The sequence below is a fragment of the Methanococcoides sp. DA23 genome (assembly GCF_057593895.1).
The window spans coordinates 791,605-806,993 of record NZ_CM172520.1 but is presented as its reverse complement, the minus strand read 5'-3'; the positions used below and the strand labels follow the sequence as shown (position 1 = coordinate 806,993).

Genomic DNA, 15,389 nt, shown 5'->3' with positions numbered 1-15,389 from the left:
GAACATCAAAGAATTACTCTTTGACGTCCGCGATCTTTTCCAGTTTTTCAAATAGAGGATGTTCAAGCTCTTTTCCCTTTATGAAAGTAAACTCTGCATCGGGATTCAATTCGATGAGCCTGATAGTATTTTCAAGGGCCTTGCCTAACGATTCTATATCGGTGTCTTCGACCACTTCCGCATTGAACGGATATACTTCGGAAAGTTCAGCAGGGAATGTACCGAATGGTGCTTTGAATATAAGGTCATTCTCAGATTCAGGATAGGTCCTCATTGAGAACGGTCTGATCACAGCAGTGCCTTTTATTGTGAAGCGCTCAAGCCTTTTGGAGAATCTTAGGACTTCCGGCCTTTGTGAGGATTCGGGGCCACAGTAGAAGAACGTGGATTTGGATGCAGGGTCGTATTTTTCGATCCAGTCAGAATGCGAGTACATCCTTTTCAATGCTTCGAGCATCCTTGGATGGCTGCGGCATCTCAGTTCCACAAGTTCCAGCAGGTTGCCTTCTTTTATGGATTGCTTTATGAGGCGAATTTCCTCAAATGTCACATAGAGGTTGTGCCTTGCCAGAAGATCACTGCAATCGTCGGCCTTTTTGACCTCTTCTGCTGTGTGTGAGACACATATGGGGCAGGAACATGGAAGATAGCTCAGGTTATCAATATGATATGTTCCTTTGGAAGTGATGTATCGCCTGTCCTTTGCATAGAGTGCATAAGCTGCGGAATCGAAAAGGTCGCATCCAAGTGCTACTGCCAGAGCGAACATCATTGGGTGACCGGCACCAAAAAGATGAACGGGCACGGTTGGGTCAAGGCCCTTTTTCGATGAGACGATGACGTCAACAAGTTCAGCATAGCGATAGGATTCCATCAGAGGAACGACTGCACCAAGGGGATATACATCGAATTTGTGTTCACTGATGGTACTTGCACATTTTTCACGCAGGTCAGTATATGTGGAACCCTGAACAGGGCCTGCAAGAAGCATCTCGTCACCTACCATGCTGCGTGCTTCGATGAGACGTTCAATGGTAGTTTCCAGTTCTGATTCCGCACGTGACCTAGGTACATCCGGAGGAGTAGGTATGTCAAGAGGGACACCAACATCAGATCCAATCGTTTTTTGGAACTCGATGATCTGTTCATTGGTTACCTCGATGTCCCCGTATACCGAAAGCTGGAAAGAACCGGAATCGGTCATTATAGGGCCATCAAAATCAAGAAGTGAATGCAGACCGTCCTTAAGGGCTTTTTCCCGAAGCTCGTCTCTGCGTGATATGATGTAGGAGTTAGTTATTAACATCTGGGCACCGAATTCCCTCATTTCGGAAGGTTTTATGACCTGAAGGTTCGGGTTTATTACAGGCATGACGGTGGGAGTTTCCACAGTTCCGTGTGGCGTTTTTAACTTCCCAATGCGTCCTGCTGCATCTTTGTGGGTAATCTCGAATATCGATGACATTTGAGCATTAGATATTGGCTGATATTATATATTTGTATTTCATCACTTTTTAGATGAAATTTGCCAGTATCTAATTTAAGCTCGTTATGTTCAATTTATTTCAATTTGAAATTATCTCGGAGACCTTTTCAAATGCTTCTGCCACATCGGATTCTGATACTTTCAAACTTTTGTTCTTGGCTATACCCAGCTCTGTCAGTATTATATGACGGTCAATGTTTATGTTTGAAAGTTCAAGTGCCTTTTTAGTGCATTCCAGCGGGCACCCGTCTATTGCGATTATCCTGTCACAGCCTCCTGCTGATCTCACAAGACCAGATACTTTTCCGCCAATACCCACTGAGCACATCATTTTCCCAACTTCCCTGTCATTTAGTTCGATAACCACCTGATTGGAAAGCTGACCAACATTGGAAGCACCGGAGCATGAGAATAGTCCGACATTACCGGAACAGCATGCACATTTTATATCTTCCGCCATTATTAGTTCCACCTGTATTTACTCGGTGAGCCATTCCTTTACTTTGTCTTCTGAAGGGATCTTTCCTGCGATCTTAACATCACCATCGATGACAAGTCCGGGAGTTATCATTACACCATAGTCCAATATTTTGTTTATATCTTCAACTTTGGTTATTTCGGCACTAATGCCATTATCATTAACTACTTTTTCAACCAATTCTTTTAATTTGTTGCATTTTGCACAACCTGAGCCAAGTACTTCTATTTTCATATCTAAACCTCTTAATATTTTTGAATGATAAACGTATTTTAGAGTTTAATTATTTTCTCAATAACCCCTTTTCAATATATCCACGAGTTCATCTGCATGGGGCATATTCTCCACTATCCGCTGACACACCATGTCCAGATCATACTCACATCTGATCATCTGTACCGACTGCGTTTGCGTATCAAATACAGCACAGCTTGCACGCACATCCCCATCCCTTGGCTGGCCCACAGAACCCGGATTTATTATTGTCACATCCCCTACATGCCTGATGAAAGGAATATGAGAATGACCAATTATAATAAGGTCCGCATCCACACCTTCGATCATCTCAAGTACACCTTCTTCAGGAGTATCAGGCTTAATGTATTCATACATGGACCTTGGGCTTCCATGAGCAAAATGCATCTTTTTCTTTCCAGCTCTCTTTTCAATATAGAGTGGTAGCCCCCGGAGATAATCCATATGATCGATGCTGAGCTGATCCCACGTGTATTCCCTGGTAGCGATGGAGAGGTGCTTGTACTTGTACCCACATCCGCAATCAACCCTTGAACCCACTGCATTGTCATGATTACCTTTGATCGTAGCTATGTTCTCATTTTTGATGAGATCGATACATTCAGAAGGATCAGGACCATAGTCCACAAGATCGCCCAGGCAGATCACTTCATCATGAGGAACGGAAAGGACGGCATCAAGGGCATCTTTGTTTCCATGGATGTCCGATATTATCAAGAGTTTCATTTTCTTCACCCCATTATTTGAACATATGCTTTGTCTTCAGACATATGCTTACAAGTCCGAGCATCACAGGAACCTCTATGAGTACTCCCACAACGGTCGCAAGTGCTGCACCCGAATTTATTCCAAAGAGCATTGCTGCGACTGCAATTGCAACTTCGAAATGGTTCGAAGCACCAATTAATGCTGTTGGTGCTGCATTTTCATAAGTCATCCCAATCACTTTAGCAATGCCATATCCAAGGAAGAATATGAAGAATACCTGAAACAGAAGGGGAACTGCGATCATCGCTATCACAAGTGGCATATCAAGGATCACATCTCCCTGAAGTGAGAACAAAGCGATCAATGTGACCAGTAGTGCAGTGATAGAGACGTTATGCATTACAGGTGAGAAACTGTTCTCGAACCATTCCTTTCCTTTGTTTGCCAGCAGATAATTTCGTGAAAGGTATCCTGCAAACAGAGGCACGCCTACATACATGCTTACAGAAAGCAGAATTGTTTCCCAAGGAACCACGATATCACTTATGCCAAGCAAGAATCTCGCAAGGGGTGCATATAGGAAGAGCATAACCAGGGAATTGATTGCAACCATTACCAATGTATGACCCTGATTACCCTTTGCAAGATATCCCCATACAAGTACCATTGCAGTACATGGAGCGACACCGAGCAATATCATTCCTGCTATGTATTGTGAGATCTGGAGCTCTGTGAGATAAGGAGCGAATACATTTGCCATGAACAGCCATGCAAAGAAGAGCATGGTAAAGGGTTTTACTGCCCAGTTGATAATCAATGTAGTTAGTACAGGTTTAGGGGTCTTTCCTGCTTTTACGACCTGCTTGAAATCGATTTGAACCATGATCGGATAGATCATGAAGAAAAGACAGATAGCAATTGGAATTGAAACTTCATATACCTGCATCGAATCCAGTGTCCCGGAGATCTGTGGAAAGATCCTACCAAGAGCAATGCCAATGACTATACATGCAAAGATCCATACGGTCAGGTATTTTTCGAAATATCCCAGCTTTTTTTCATCACTCATTATAATCCCCCAACCTTTATCTATTTTTGAATACGATTGATACGATCATCCGATAACGTAACCAAATCCAAGTCCTGCAAGTGTAGCAATTACCACTACCAGTATTATGTATGAAGCCCCTCTTTTTGCACCCATTATCCTGCTGATAACTATCATGTTCGGAAGACTAAGTGCTGGTCCTGCCAGAAGCATTGATAGTGCCGGACCTTTACCCATGCCAAGAAGTGTAAGAGCACTGATAATCGGAACTTCGGTAAGTGTAGAGAAGTACATGAGGGCTCCCGAGACAGATGCTATCAGGTTTGATGAGACAGATTCACCGCCAACGAACCGGGCAACATATTCTGATGGAAGAACTTCCACAATTACCCCTGCAAAGAACACACCGATCAGAAGAAGAGGTGTGATCTGTTTTACAAGGAACCATGTCTCCCCCATCCATGAAGAGAGCTCCTCACGGGTGAACCATTTGAAAGACAGATAGATAGTAACAGCTATCAGAGGAACAAGTATTGCTGCCATCATCGTCCATGCAGTGAATATCTCCGGAACAACAAGGATTCCCATAAGCAGGATGAACAACATTGCACTGTTCTTGTGTTTTTCTTCTCCGAAAGTGGTGATCTTCTTTCTTTCCACATTGCCCCTTTCAAACATCGATGCCATTGTAAGTCCGACAACAATGGATAAAGAGACAGCAACAACAGCCCTTGCCAAACCCAGATCATAGCCAAGGATCTTGGCAGTATAAACTATTGCGAGTATGTTAATGGCTGGTGCAGAGAACAGGAATGTAGTTGCAGGGCCAATCCCAGCTCCTCTTTTGTAGATCCCTGCGAATAGTGGGAGTACGGTGCAACTACACACAGCAAGGAGGCATCCTGAAGCTGCAGCTATTGAGTACGATACATATTTTGGTGCATCTGCTCCGAAGAACTTCAATACTGACTCTTTAGAGAACAGTGAAGCTATTGCACCTGCAAGGAAGAATGCAGGTATCAAGCATAGAAGCACATGCAATGCAAGGTAGTTCTGAACTGATTGAACACCTGCATTCATAAGATATAGTAGATAATCAGGGGACATAATTTCAAATAATGTTGAAATACTATATAAGCATATCTATTTCAACTATTATTGAATTGCTGCAAAAGATTCAAAATGACCTAATAGATATTAAAGTGAAGTACTTCCAGTCAAGATCAAAACTGCAAAATATAATCATGAATCGAAACATATCAGAAAAATAAAGTCAAAATTAATGATCTAGAACCAGTTAAAGAAAAGCCAATTAATAAGAGTGAGCATAGCAGCGATGCAGATTTCCCGAAGACTCTCGTACTTCAGTACAGTAAGCAACGTGGGCAGGCTTATCTTCTGTGTTCGGATGGGAACAGGAGTTGCCCTGCCGCTATGGCCGCCATACTCTCACTATTATCAATGAATGAAGCCAAGGTCCGGATTCGAACCGGAATGGTATCGCTCTGCAGGCGATTGCGTAGCCGCTCCGCCACCTTGGCAATTAGGAATGTAGTCTCTAGTAGGTGAAACATGCATATAAACTTTTACCTTGTGACAATAATTGATACTATGAAATGAGGTACGATAGATAGCATGATAAGTTAGAAATGAAATTAATGATCGTTGAAAATGCTGAAAATTAGAGTCACGACTATTGAGTTAAAAATCAGTCAAGAAAAGATTTGGATAGAGTGAGCATAGCAGCGATGTAGATTTCCCGAAGACTCTCGTACTTCAGTACAGTAAACAACGTGGGTAGACTTATCTTCTGTGTTCGGATGGGAACAGGAGTGGCCCTACCGCTATGGCCGCCATACTCATTCAAATTAACGGATTGTGATCACGTATATTGTATTACATATCAGATTTCGCCTGGACAAAGCGAGACAGATGAGGCACGGATATTAGTAAATGCGGACTGAACACCTCGTTGCCTTGGTGCTTACATCCCATTCCTATCGATCCGGTCTTTTACCGGAATCCTTAAAGTGGTCTCTTTTTAGGTTAGATTTCGAGCTTAGATGCATTCAGCTCTTATTCCTTAGCGCGTAGCTGCTCGGCAGTGCCTTGTCAGACAACCGATCGACCAGTGGCGCCGTTGCTCTGTTCCTCTCGTACTAAAAGCAACTTACCCTCAGACCACATACACCTCTAGTAGATAGTAACCGACCTGTCTCACGACGGTCTAAACCCAGCTCACGATCTCCTTTAATAGGCGAACAACCTCACCCTTGGCTGCTGCTGCACAGCCAGGATGGAAAGAACCGACATCGAGGTAGCAAGCTGCCGGGTCGATATGTGCTCTTGCCGGCAACGACTCAATTATCCCCGGGGTAACTTTTCTGTCATCTTTAGCCCGCACCAAGCGGGACATAAAGGTTCGCTAGAACCGACTTTCGTCTCGTGATCCACTACTGTGCTGAATCACGTCAGGCTAACTTATGCTCTTGCACTCTTCAGTAGGTTTCCGACCCACTTGAGTTAACCATTGCGCGCCCTTGATATCTTTTCAAGGGCGTCCCGCCCCAGGCAAACTGCCCACCTATCGGGGTCCTCCTCACGGAGTGAGGGTCGTAACTTTGGAAGGGTAGTGTCCCAATTGCGACTCCACCGATGCTGGCGCACCGGCTTCGACGTCTCCTACCTACACTGTACATCCAAAATCACAACCCAGCGACAGGCTGCAGTAAAGCTCCACGGGGTCTTCACTTCCCCCTAGAGGTCTCTAGACTCTGCACTAGAATGTAAGCTTCACCGGACTCTGGCTAGGGACAGTAGAACTCTCATTGATCCATTCATGCAAGTCGCCAATTAAGCGACAAGGTACTACGCTACCTTAAGAGGGTCATAGTTACCCCCGCTGTTTACAGGCCCTTCTTTCCGTTGAACCGAAGTTTCAGGTACCTGCACTGAGCAGGATTCAGAGATCGTACTAGCCCTTACGGGTTTGCGATCTCCTATGTTGATATTAGACAGTTAGAGTTCCCTGGTCACTGCGACCTGCCGTCTTCACGGCAGGCACTCCTTCTCCCGAAGTTACGGAGCCAATTTGCCGAATTCCCTTAGCCAAATTATTCCGACACGCCTTAGCCTTTTCAGCTAGGGGCACCTGTGTCAGATCTCGGTACGGATATTCAACTCCCTTTTCACGGGTTCCGGGGTGCAGCCGACTTTCGTCATAACATATTCGTCTGCTTCTCGCCATTACGGCTCTCCACAGATTTAGATGCTTAAACGGCGCGACAGCGCCGCTCAGCCTGCCCCAAAACGTCAGTTTTATTGTTGAATAGTACAGGAATATTAACCTGTTTCCCTTTTGATGTACTCGAATTACGGTACAACTTAGGACCGACTAACCCTCGGCTGACGATCATTGCCGAGGAAACCTAGCCCCTTCGGCGGTTAGGATTCTCACCTAACTATGCTGCTACTATTACCAGGATTTTCGTTTCCGCTCGGTCCACAGGACTTCACAGCCCTGCTTCTACCCAAACGCAACGCCTTCCTACAAGATTACCTTTCGGTACTCCGTGGTATCGGTGGTCGACTTGAGCCCCGTCCATTTTCGGGGCCCCAAACCTCGACTGGTGGGCTGTTACGCACTCTTTAAAGGATAGCTGCTTCTAAGCTAACCTTCCAGCTGTCTAGGGCTTGGGACGCCCTTTAGTATTAACACTTAGTCGACACTTAGGGACCTTAACCACGGGCTGGGTTGTCTCCCTTACGGACTACAGGCTTACCCCAGTAGTCCGGACTCCAACCTTCTACGACGACGGTGGGTTCGGAGTTTGACAGACGGGTGAGGAATTTCTTCCCCAGGACCATCAATCAGTGCTCTACTCCACCGACTATCTCCAGTTAGGTCATGCTACGACATGTTTCGGAAGGAACCAGCTGATGCCGGGTTAGATTAGCCTTTCACTCCGAGACGCAGGTCACACGAATGATTTGCAGATCAATACCGCTTGCGGTCCTCCACGTAGCTTTCGCCACGCTTCAACCTGCCCACGCCTAGATCACCCGGCTTCGGGTCGTAACTTAGTGACTCCACGCACTTGTATACGCCGCGTCTCACCCGTAAAGGTTGCACGCATGTTGCTTTCGCTTCGGCTTCCCAGATAAAAGGTTAGCCATCGCCACTTAGTTACACTCCCTGGCCCGTTCTTCAAAACGTATGATATGACATCGGCATTGGAACTCGTACTACAACCTCGCGGTTGATTCCTTCGAACCAAAGATCCTTTCATGCCATATCGCTCCATCACCATCAGGTTTCAGGCACTTTTAACCTCCCTTTTGGGGGTACTTTTCAGTTTTCGGTCACCCTACTATTTCGCTATCGGTCTCAAGACGTATTTAGTTTTGGAAGTTGGTGCCTCCCAAATTCTCGCGTGATTTCCAACACACGATACTCAGGAACATTTCCAATTCCTCTTTTCATTGCTTACGTGACTATCACACTCTATGGTCTAACGTTCCAGAAAAGTTCAGCTAAGAAAAGGTCGGAATCTTAGAAAGTTCCTACAACACCACATCTCCCTCACATTACTGGAGGGATTCAGTTTGAACTGTGCCGTGTTCATTCGCCATTACTAACGGCATCTCTTCGATTTCTCTTCCTGCCCCTACTAAGATGTTTCAATTCGGGGCGTTCCCGATCATTACTGATCAGCACAAATGTGCTAAGAGGTCTCATTAGGAAATCCCAGGTTCATAGGTTCCATGCACCTACCCTGGGCTTATCGCAGCTTGGCACGTCCTTCATCAGCGCTTGAGCCGAGCCATCCACCTGACGGCATAATTACCAGAGTCCATCTCACTTTGTCCAGTGAGCGTCTGATATGTAATATTTATACATGATCTCATAGCACCTGATATGGGGTATCAGGCACATCCATCCTTCCCGGGCAACGTTACTTGCCTGGTGCACTTGATGATTGTGAATCGTAAATGATCCAATGGACGTGTAGGGATTCGAACCCTAGGCCTCCGCCTTGCAAAGGCGGCGATCTTCCAACTGATCTACACGCCCTCACGAACTGTGTTTCATTGAAAGTGGTTTGTTGAATTTGACAGTTTATCGATTTCTGACTGATAGCGGTGATCCGCTTTGTGCGGATCTTGCTTAGGAGGTGATCCAGCCGCAGATTCCCCTACGGCTACCTTGTTACGACTTAACCCCCCTTGCGAAATTTAGGTTCGAACACGGCACTAAGTCCGTGCCCTCACCCATACCTCACTCGGGTGGTTTGACGGGCGGTGTGTGCAAGGAGCAGGGACGTATTCACCGCGCTATGTTGAAACGCGATTACTACGGATTCCAGCTTCACGAGGACGAGTTACAGTCCTCGATTCGAACTACGGTTGGGTTTAAGAGATTACCATCACCTTTCGGTGTAGGGACCCATTGTCCCAACCATTGTAGCCCGCGTGTAGCCCGGGAGATTCGGGGCATACTGACCTACCGTAGCCCGCACCTTCCTCTGGTTTAGCACCAGCGGTCCCCACAGAGTACCCATCATCCCGAAGGACATGCTGGCAACAGTGGGCACGGGTCTCGCTCGTTGCCTGACTTAACAGGATGCTTCACAGTACGAACTGACGACGGCCATGCACCTCCTCTCAGCGATTCAGGTAAAGTCTTTAGCTTGACCTACATTTTGCTGTCGCCCCCGGTGAGTTTTCCGGCGTTGAGTCCAATTAAACCGCAGGCTCCACCCGTTGTAGTGCTCCCCCGCCAATTCCTTTAAGTTTCAGCCTTGCGGCCGTACTTCCCAGGTGGTTCGCTTCACGGCTTCCCTACGGCACCAGAAGCGGTCGCACCGCCCCTGACACCTAGCGAACATCGTTTACGGCTGGGACTACCCGGGTATCTAATCCGGTTCGTGCCCCCAGCTTTCGTCCCTCACCGTCGGACCCGTTCTGGTAAGACGCCTTCGCCACTGGTGGTCCCACAGGGATTACAAGATTTCACTCCTACCCCTGTAGTACCTCTTACCTCTCCCGGTCCCAAGTCTGACAGTATTCCCCGGAAGCCTAACAGTTGAGCTGTCAGATTTCCCGAAGAACTGATCAAACCGGCTACGGACCCTTTAGACCCAATAAAAGTGATTACCACTCGGGCCGCCGGTGTTACCGCGGCGGCTGGCACCGGTCTTGCCCGGCCCTTGCTAACACATGCCGTTTACACATGTGGACAGCCAACATAAATGCTGGCACTCGGTGTCCCCTTATCGCGGTTTCCCGCATTGTAAAGTTTTCGCGCCTGCTGCGCCCCGTAGGGCCTGGATTCATGTCTCAGAATCCATCTCTGGGCTCTTGCTCTCACAACCCATATCCGTCGTAGGCTAGTAGGTACGTTACACCCACTACTACCTGATAGACCGCAGATCCATCCTTAGGCAACCGAAGTCTTTTGGCCAAAAAGCATTCCAGCATATTTGACCTATTCGGAATTATCTCCAGTTTCCCGGAGTTATGCCGAACCTAAGGGCAGGTTATCCACGTGTTACTGAGCAGTCCGCCATGTTCACGAAGAACATATGACTCGCATGGCTTAGTCGAACACCGATAGCAGTAACCTCTGGCAGGATCAACCAGAGTTTGTTGTTAAAGCACACTAATTGGAAGTTAAACTTAAAAATTGTCGGAAAAGAACACTCTAAAGTGAATTAGAGAGTTACTTATTCATGCACAATTTCGATTAGTTCTCGATAGATAGATTTACACTATCAGTCAGAATTAATCGAACTGCCAAATTCAACGTCAGACCGAAAAAGCTCCGGTCTCCACCAATGATCTTGAATTGAAGGTGATTAAAATTCCGCGCATTGTGCGGAACAGTAAATATGTTTTCTTTGTATATAAGGGTATTGATTCCTTATAAACCTCGTAACTCACAACAACAAGCTACAAAGCAATATCTGCACAATTGCAGCCTGCTTATTCACTCGCCTTGCGAGAACTCCTAATTGTAAGGAGTGGTATATAAGGGTATTGATTCCTTGTACACTTTATAACTCACAACAACAAGTTGCAAAGCAATATCTGCGCCATTGCAGTCTTGCTTATTCACCCGCCTTGCGAGAACTCCTAATTGTAAGGACCGATATAAATACATATCGTAAGCAATGAGTTTTGAATGCTTGTAAATATAAAACAAAGTCAAAATTAACAACAGCCACACGAACATAACAAACATATCCCCCGATCATAAACAAACCTTAAAAACTGGAGCATACGCAACCTTTAACAATAAATGCTACATAGGTAGCAAGGTATATTGGACGAGATCCAAAGCTGAATTAAATTTGCACAAGATATCAATAAATAGGGATGAAGAGCAACGCAAAGAAGCAGAGAAGTACTTGCGACCATTGAGAACATCCCAGACACAAAACATGTCAAATTCAGATACTTGGATGAGAACGTCAGTATGGAGCGCATTCATAGAGCAATGAAAAAATTCCTAAAAGGTCGATCATGAAAGAAGGGAAAGAAGGACTGGATACTAAAGTAAAGCGTCTTGACACCGCTGTTGATAAATTACGCATAAGACGCAAAGACAGCAATACACTGAAAGTAACTGAAAATGTATTCGATGATGCAACTCTAAAATCCCTATATACACTATCTAATAAAGGAATAGTACAGGCACTTGGCGGATCCATAAGCACAGGGAAAGAGGCAAATGTATTCCTCGGAGAGGGAGAAGAACACGACATTGCCATAAAGATATACAGAATATCCTCCAGCACATTCAGGTCAATGGAAGACTACATCCTCGGAGATCCGCGCTTCACTAACATCCGACACAACAAAAGGGACATCATCTTTGCATGGACCAAAAAGGAATTCCGTAACCTCATACGTGCAAATGAAGCCGGCATACGCGTACCCGTACCCATAATCACAGAAAGGAACATACTTATTATGGAGTTCATGGGTGAGAACGAAAGACCATTCCCCGCTTTAAAAGATATAAAGCTCGAACTTGAAGATGGTAAACAGATATTCGAAACTATTATAGATGACATGCACAAGCTCTACACTAAAGCAAGTCTTGTACATGGGGATCTTAGCGAATACAACATACTCATCGACACCAATGACCTGACACCCATAATGATCGACATGGGGCAATCAGTGACCCTGGAACATCCACGAGCAGATATATTCCTAAAAAGAGACATTGAGAACATACTAAGATACTTTAAGCGTTTCAAAATTGATGAGACTCCCGAAAGCGTTTACGAACGCATAAAAAATGCAGGGAACGAAAACTAAAAAGCGCAAACTATAATTACAATAATCAGCAGGTAGACCATATGACCCATATCAAAGTACCCCAGGACAGAATCGGCGCAATAATCGGCCCACAAGGCACCGTCAAAAAAATGATCGAAGAAAGATCCACTGCAACACTTAACATCGACAGTGAGAACGGTACAGTCGAAGTAATAGCAGGAGATGACCCTGTTGGTGCAATGAGAGCAGCAGATGTTATTCAAGCAATAGGCAGAGGATTCAACCCCGAGAAAACGTACATATTCTTTGATGACGACCTTATAATGCTTGAAATAATCGATCTTTCCCAGACCGCATCCACTTCAAAGGAATTACTGCGCCTCAAAGGCAGAATAATAGGAAAAGGCGGAAAGACACGAGAAATAATAGAAAGTCTCATAGGTGTCAAAATGTCTGTATATGGAAAAACAGTAAGTGCAATAGGCCATCCAGACCAGATCCTCATCGTAAGGACAGCGATGGATATGCTCATCGGTGGTGCAACCCATGGTGCAGTATACAGTTTCCTCGAAAAGAAGAAACAAGACCTTATGCGCTCACAGCTTGACTCATACTAAAACTAAAAGGATGACACTAATAGTGATCATCCACCTTTAACATTCCTGGAAAAATAGGGAGATATCCATGAGTGAACAAAAGAACATAGTCGAAACAGCAATTGAAATGGGAGATTTCTCGACACTTATAAGTGCCGCAAAAAAGCTTGGACTCTCCAATAAATTCAGTAGCGAAGGTCCATTCACAATTTTTGCCCCCATTGAAAGAGCATTTGAACCAATTCCTGACAGTGTGATCGAGGAAGCTTTTGATGATCACGAGTACCTAATGGATATTATAAACTACCATATTGTTGAAGGAAAATACCTCACATCCGACCTTAAAAATATCCAAGCACTTACTGCACTCAATGGAAAAATACTCAAAGTCTCAAACAATGGAAAGCTCCTTATCAACGGTATCGAAATAAAAAAGGAAGATATCGAATGTACAAACGGAGTGATACATGTGATCGAGGAGATCCTTATCCCATAAGCTCATTTTAAAGGCAGCATCACGTGGACCTTAGTACCCACACCAACCTCACTTTCCACCCACATCTGACCTTCATTGAGGTTTACCAGCTTTTTTGTAAGTGCAAGTCCAAGTCCCGTACCGCCATACTTTCGTTTGGCAGAACCATCAACCTGATAGAACTTATCATAAAGATGAGGCAACTGCTCCCGAGGGATCCCAATGCCATCATCCCAGATCACAATATGTGCCATATCCCCAATAGCACTTACCTGAACCCCGACCTAACCACGATCGGAAGTAAACTTGACAGCATTTGTTAAAAGATTATGCAATATATGATTGAACTTTATCTTATCCGCACGGATCGGTGGGAGCTCAGGATCCACATCACAAACAAAAGAAAGACCCTTTAATAAAATTGAATGCATAAGAGAGTCCTTGACCTCCAGAACAGAATGCAAGATACTAAACTCCTCCACATGTACTTCTGCATTCCCGGCTTCGATACTCGAAATTTCAAGGATCTCATTTATGAGTTCCGAAAGATAATTACCACTATTTGAAACATTCTGAAGGTATCTCCTCTGGACATCATTCAGATCCCCACAGCGGCCATCCAACAATATCTCGGAAAAGCCAACAATGGAATTCAACGGAGTTCGAAGTTCATGACTTACACTAGCAAGGAACTCGCTCTTAGAACAATTTGCAGCATCAGCCATTGACATTGCACGCTTTAAAGCATCATCCGCTTTTTTCTTTTCAGCTACATCCTTCAGTGCAACAAAGATGTAAGAAGGCATATTATCATCATCAAAGATAAGATCACATTCAAGGATCGCCGGGAAGATACTTCCGTTCTTCCTCATATGCCACACCTCTTCGTCCACACAGCAATCTGAATTCAGAAGATTACCCAGAAGGTGCTTCAAGCGCGGAACTTGACTTTCATCATAGAACATCAAGAAATGAGTTCCAAGGAGCTCCTCCACAGAATAGCCATGAAGTTGAGAAAATGCTTCATTCACATATATGATATTTCCATCTATATCAAGTATAGAGATCCCATAATTTACCTTATCCGATATCGACTTGAATATATTGAGATCATTCTGAACAAGCTTCATTTCAACGAATGTACGTAAAGACCGAGTGACCGAATCCACAAATCCACCATCATTCTGGAACTTATCACCACTACCATCAGGAGTATCCCCAGAATACCAAACCTCGAAACTACCATGGACAATATCATCAACGATTATATCCGACTTACATTTCCAATTCGAATCGATGAAAAGCCCAGCCTGGAAAACATTGTCCTCATAAATAAGGCGACAACCGGTAACTGATCGACCCCTCATATCAGAAAGAACAGTGTCAACTACCTTCCGAAAACCCTCATTCAAAGAAGGAAGAACATTTAATATGCTTGAAACCTTAAGCAGACATTCAAGATCATACCCCTGTTTATTCAGATCACGTTTCTGCATTTCCAGAGCATCATTAACACATCTGCGTTCGGTGATATCAGAGAATGTCATTGCGAATTCACCACTACGGGGACAGAAAACATTCACCTCATAAAAACGATCACCAAAAAACGAATAATCATCAAAATGAGCACTCTCGCCGGTCAGTGCTACCTTTCCATATTTATCAACCCATGAGACATCCATATGAGGGAAAATATCCAGAACACTTTTTCCGATGACATCGTCTTTCTTCAGGCCAACGATTCTCTCAAAAGCCGGATTAACGTCAAGGAAACGATAATCTATCGGAACTCCACCCCCATCGCAAATGATCTCATGCAAAGCGTATGCGCACACCATTTCATTAAAGATCTGTGGATATGCATCAATTCTGCCATAACCATCAGAAAGCCACTGCTCTGAACGACCAGGATCTCGATCAACAAGATCTAATATTGCATCTGAAGTCTGCTTTAATTCCCTTTCAGAAAACATTCATAATCCACATTGCACTTTTTACATCAACGACTACATGAACAATAGTTATTAGTTCATATTGACATCCATACCGTACAT

10 protein-coding genes, 2 tRNA genes, 4 rRNA genes and 1 pseudogene are annotated in these 15,389 nt (G+C 44.7%); 3 read left to right on the top strand and 14 right to left on the bottom strand.

The annotated features are described in order from the left end of the window. Positions 1-13: 13 nt before the first annotated feature. The 12 genes from tgtA to AC20MK_RS04025 form a co-directional block, all read right to left on the bottom strand. The gene (gene tgtA / locus AC20MK_RS04080; protein ID WP_487356714.1) at positions 14-1,465 is read right to left on the bottom strand and encodes a tRNA guanosine(15) transglycosylase TgtA; all 1,452 of its coding nucleotides are present in this window, start codon (positions 1,463-1,465) and stop codon (positions 14-16) included. A gap of 100 nt (positions 1,466-1,565) precedes the next feature. Further along, positions 1,566-1,946, bottom strand: coding sequence for a putative zinc-binding protein (locus AC20MK_RS04075; RefSeq protein ID WP_487356713.1), 381 nt, complete (start codon positions 1,944-1,946; stop codon positions 1,566-1,568). Positions 1,947-1,964: 18 nt separating this feature from the next. Beyond that, positions 1,965-2,198 carry a thioredoxin family protein gene (locus AC20MK_RS04070; RefSeq protein WP_487356712.1) on the bottom strand — a complete coding sequence of 78 codons (234 nt, stop codon included), beginning with the start codon at positions 2,196-2,198 and terminating at the stop codon, positions 1,965-1,967. A gap of 57 nt (positions 2,199-2,255) precedes the next feature. Next, a complete protein-coding gene (locus tag AC20MK_RS04065) occupies positions 2,256-2,945 on the bottom strand; it encodes a metallophosphoesterase family protein (protein ID WP_487356711.1) in 690 nt (229 codons plus the stop codon). Between the two features lie 13 nt (positions 2,946-2,958). Beyond that, entirely contained in the window at positions 2,959-3,996 is a 1,038-nt protein-coding gene (gene arsB, locus AC20MK_RS04060; RefSeq protein WP_487356710.1) for an ACR3 family arsenite efflux transporter, read from the bottom strand. Positions 3,997-4,041: 45 nt separating this feature from the next. After that, complete coding sequence (locus AC20MK_RS04055) at positions 4,042-5,082, bottom strand: permease (protein WP_487356709.1); 1,041 nt, start codon at positions 5,080-5,082, stop codon at positions 4,042-4,044. 218 nt (positions 5,083-5,300) lie between these two features. Next, positions 5,301-5,421, bottom strand: a 5S ribosomal RNA gene (rrf, locus tag AC20MK_RS04050). 23 nt (positions 5,422-5,444) lie between these two features. Further along, a tRNA-Cys gene (locus AC20MK_RS04045) sits at positions 5,445-5,516 on the bottom strand. Between the two features lie 196 nt (positions 5,517-5,712). Beyond that, a 5S ribosomal RNA gene (gene rrf, locus AC20MK_RS04040) occupies positions 5,713-5,833 on the bottom strand. Positions 5,834-5,902: 69 nt separating this feature from the next. Next, positions 5,903-8,830: ribosomal RNA gene (locus tag AC20MK_RS04035) — 23S ribosomal RNA — on the bottom strand. 146 nt (positions 8,831-8,976) lie between these two features. Next, positions 8,977-9,049 (bottom strand) — tRNA-Ala (locus AC20MK_RS04030). Between the two features lie 95 nt (positions 9,050-9,144). Further along, a 16S ribosomal RNA gene (locus tag AC20MK_RS04025) occupies positions 9,145-10,620 on the bottom strand. Together the 16S, 23S and 5S rRNA genes with 2 tRNA genes alongside form the textbook arrangement of a ribosomal RNA operon. A gap of 879 nt (positions 10,621-11,499) precedes the next feature. On the opposite strand from AC20MK_RS04025, the gene AC20MK_RS04020 reads away from it, so the two are divergent. The 3 genes from AC20MK_RS04020 to AC20MK_RS04010 all read left to right on the top strand — a co-directional run bounded on the left by AC20MK_RS04020 (position 11,500) and on the right by AC20MK_RS04010 (position 13,356). Further along, entirely contained in the window at positions 11,500-12,303 is an 804-nt protein-coding gene (locus AC20MK_RS04020) for a serine protein kinase RIO (RefSeq protein WP_487356708.1), read from the top strand. 41 nt (positions 12,304-12,344) lie between these two features. Then, positions 12,345-12,881: a KH domain-containing protein gene (locus AC20MK_RS04015; protein WP_487356707.1), complete on the top strand. Its 537-nt coding sequence runs from the start codon at positions 12,345-12,347 to the stop codon at positions 12,879-12,881. A gap of 67 nt (positions 12,882-12,948) precedes the next feature. Next, positions 12,949-13,356, top strand: coding sequence for a fasciclin domain-containing protein (locus tag AC20MK_RS04010; RefSeq protein ID WP_487356706.1), 408 nt, complete (start codon positions 12,949-12,951; stop codon positions 13,354-13,356). Positions 13,357-13,358: 2 nt separating this feature from the next. Here the strand turns inward: AC20MK_RS04010 and AC20MK_RS04005 are convergent. Continuing rightward, positions 13,359-13,601: pseudogene (locus AC20MK_RS04005) on the bottom strand (ATP-binding protein); the annotation flags it as partial. Positions 13,602-13,619: 18 nt separating this feature from the next. Beyond that, positions 13,620-15,308: a PAS domain S-box protein gene (locus AC20MK_RS04000; RefSeq protein WP_487356705.1), complete on the bottom strand. Its 1,689-nt coding sequence runs from the start codon at positions 15,306-15,308 to the stop codon at positions 13,620-13,622. Positions 15,309-15,389: the final 81 nt, after the last annotated feature.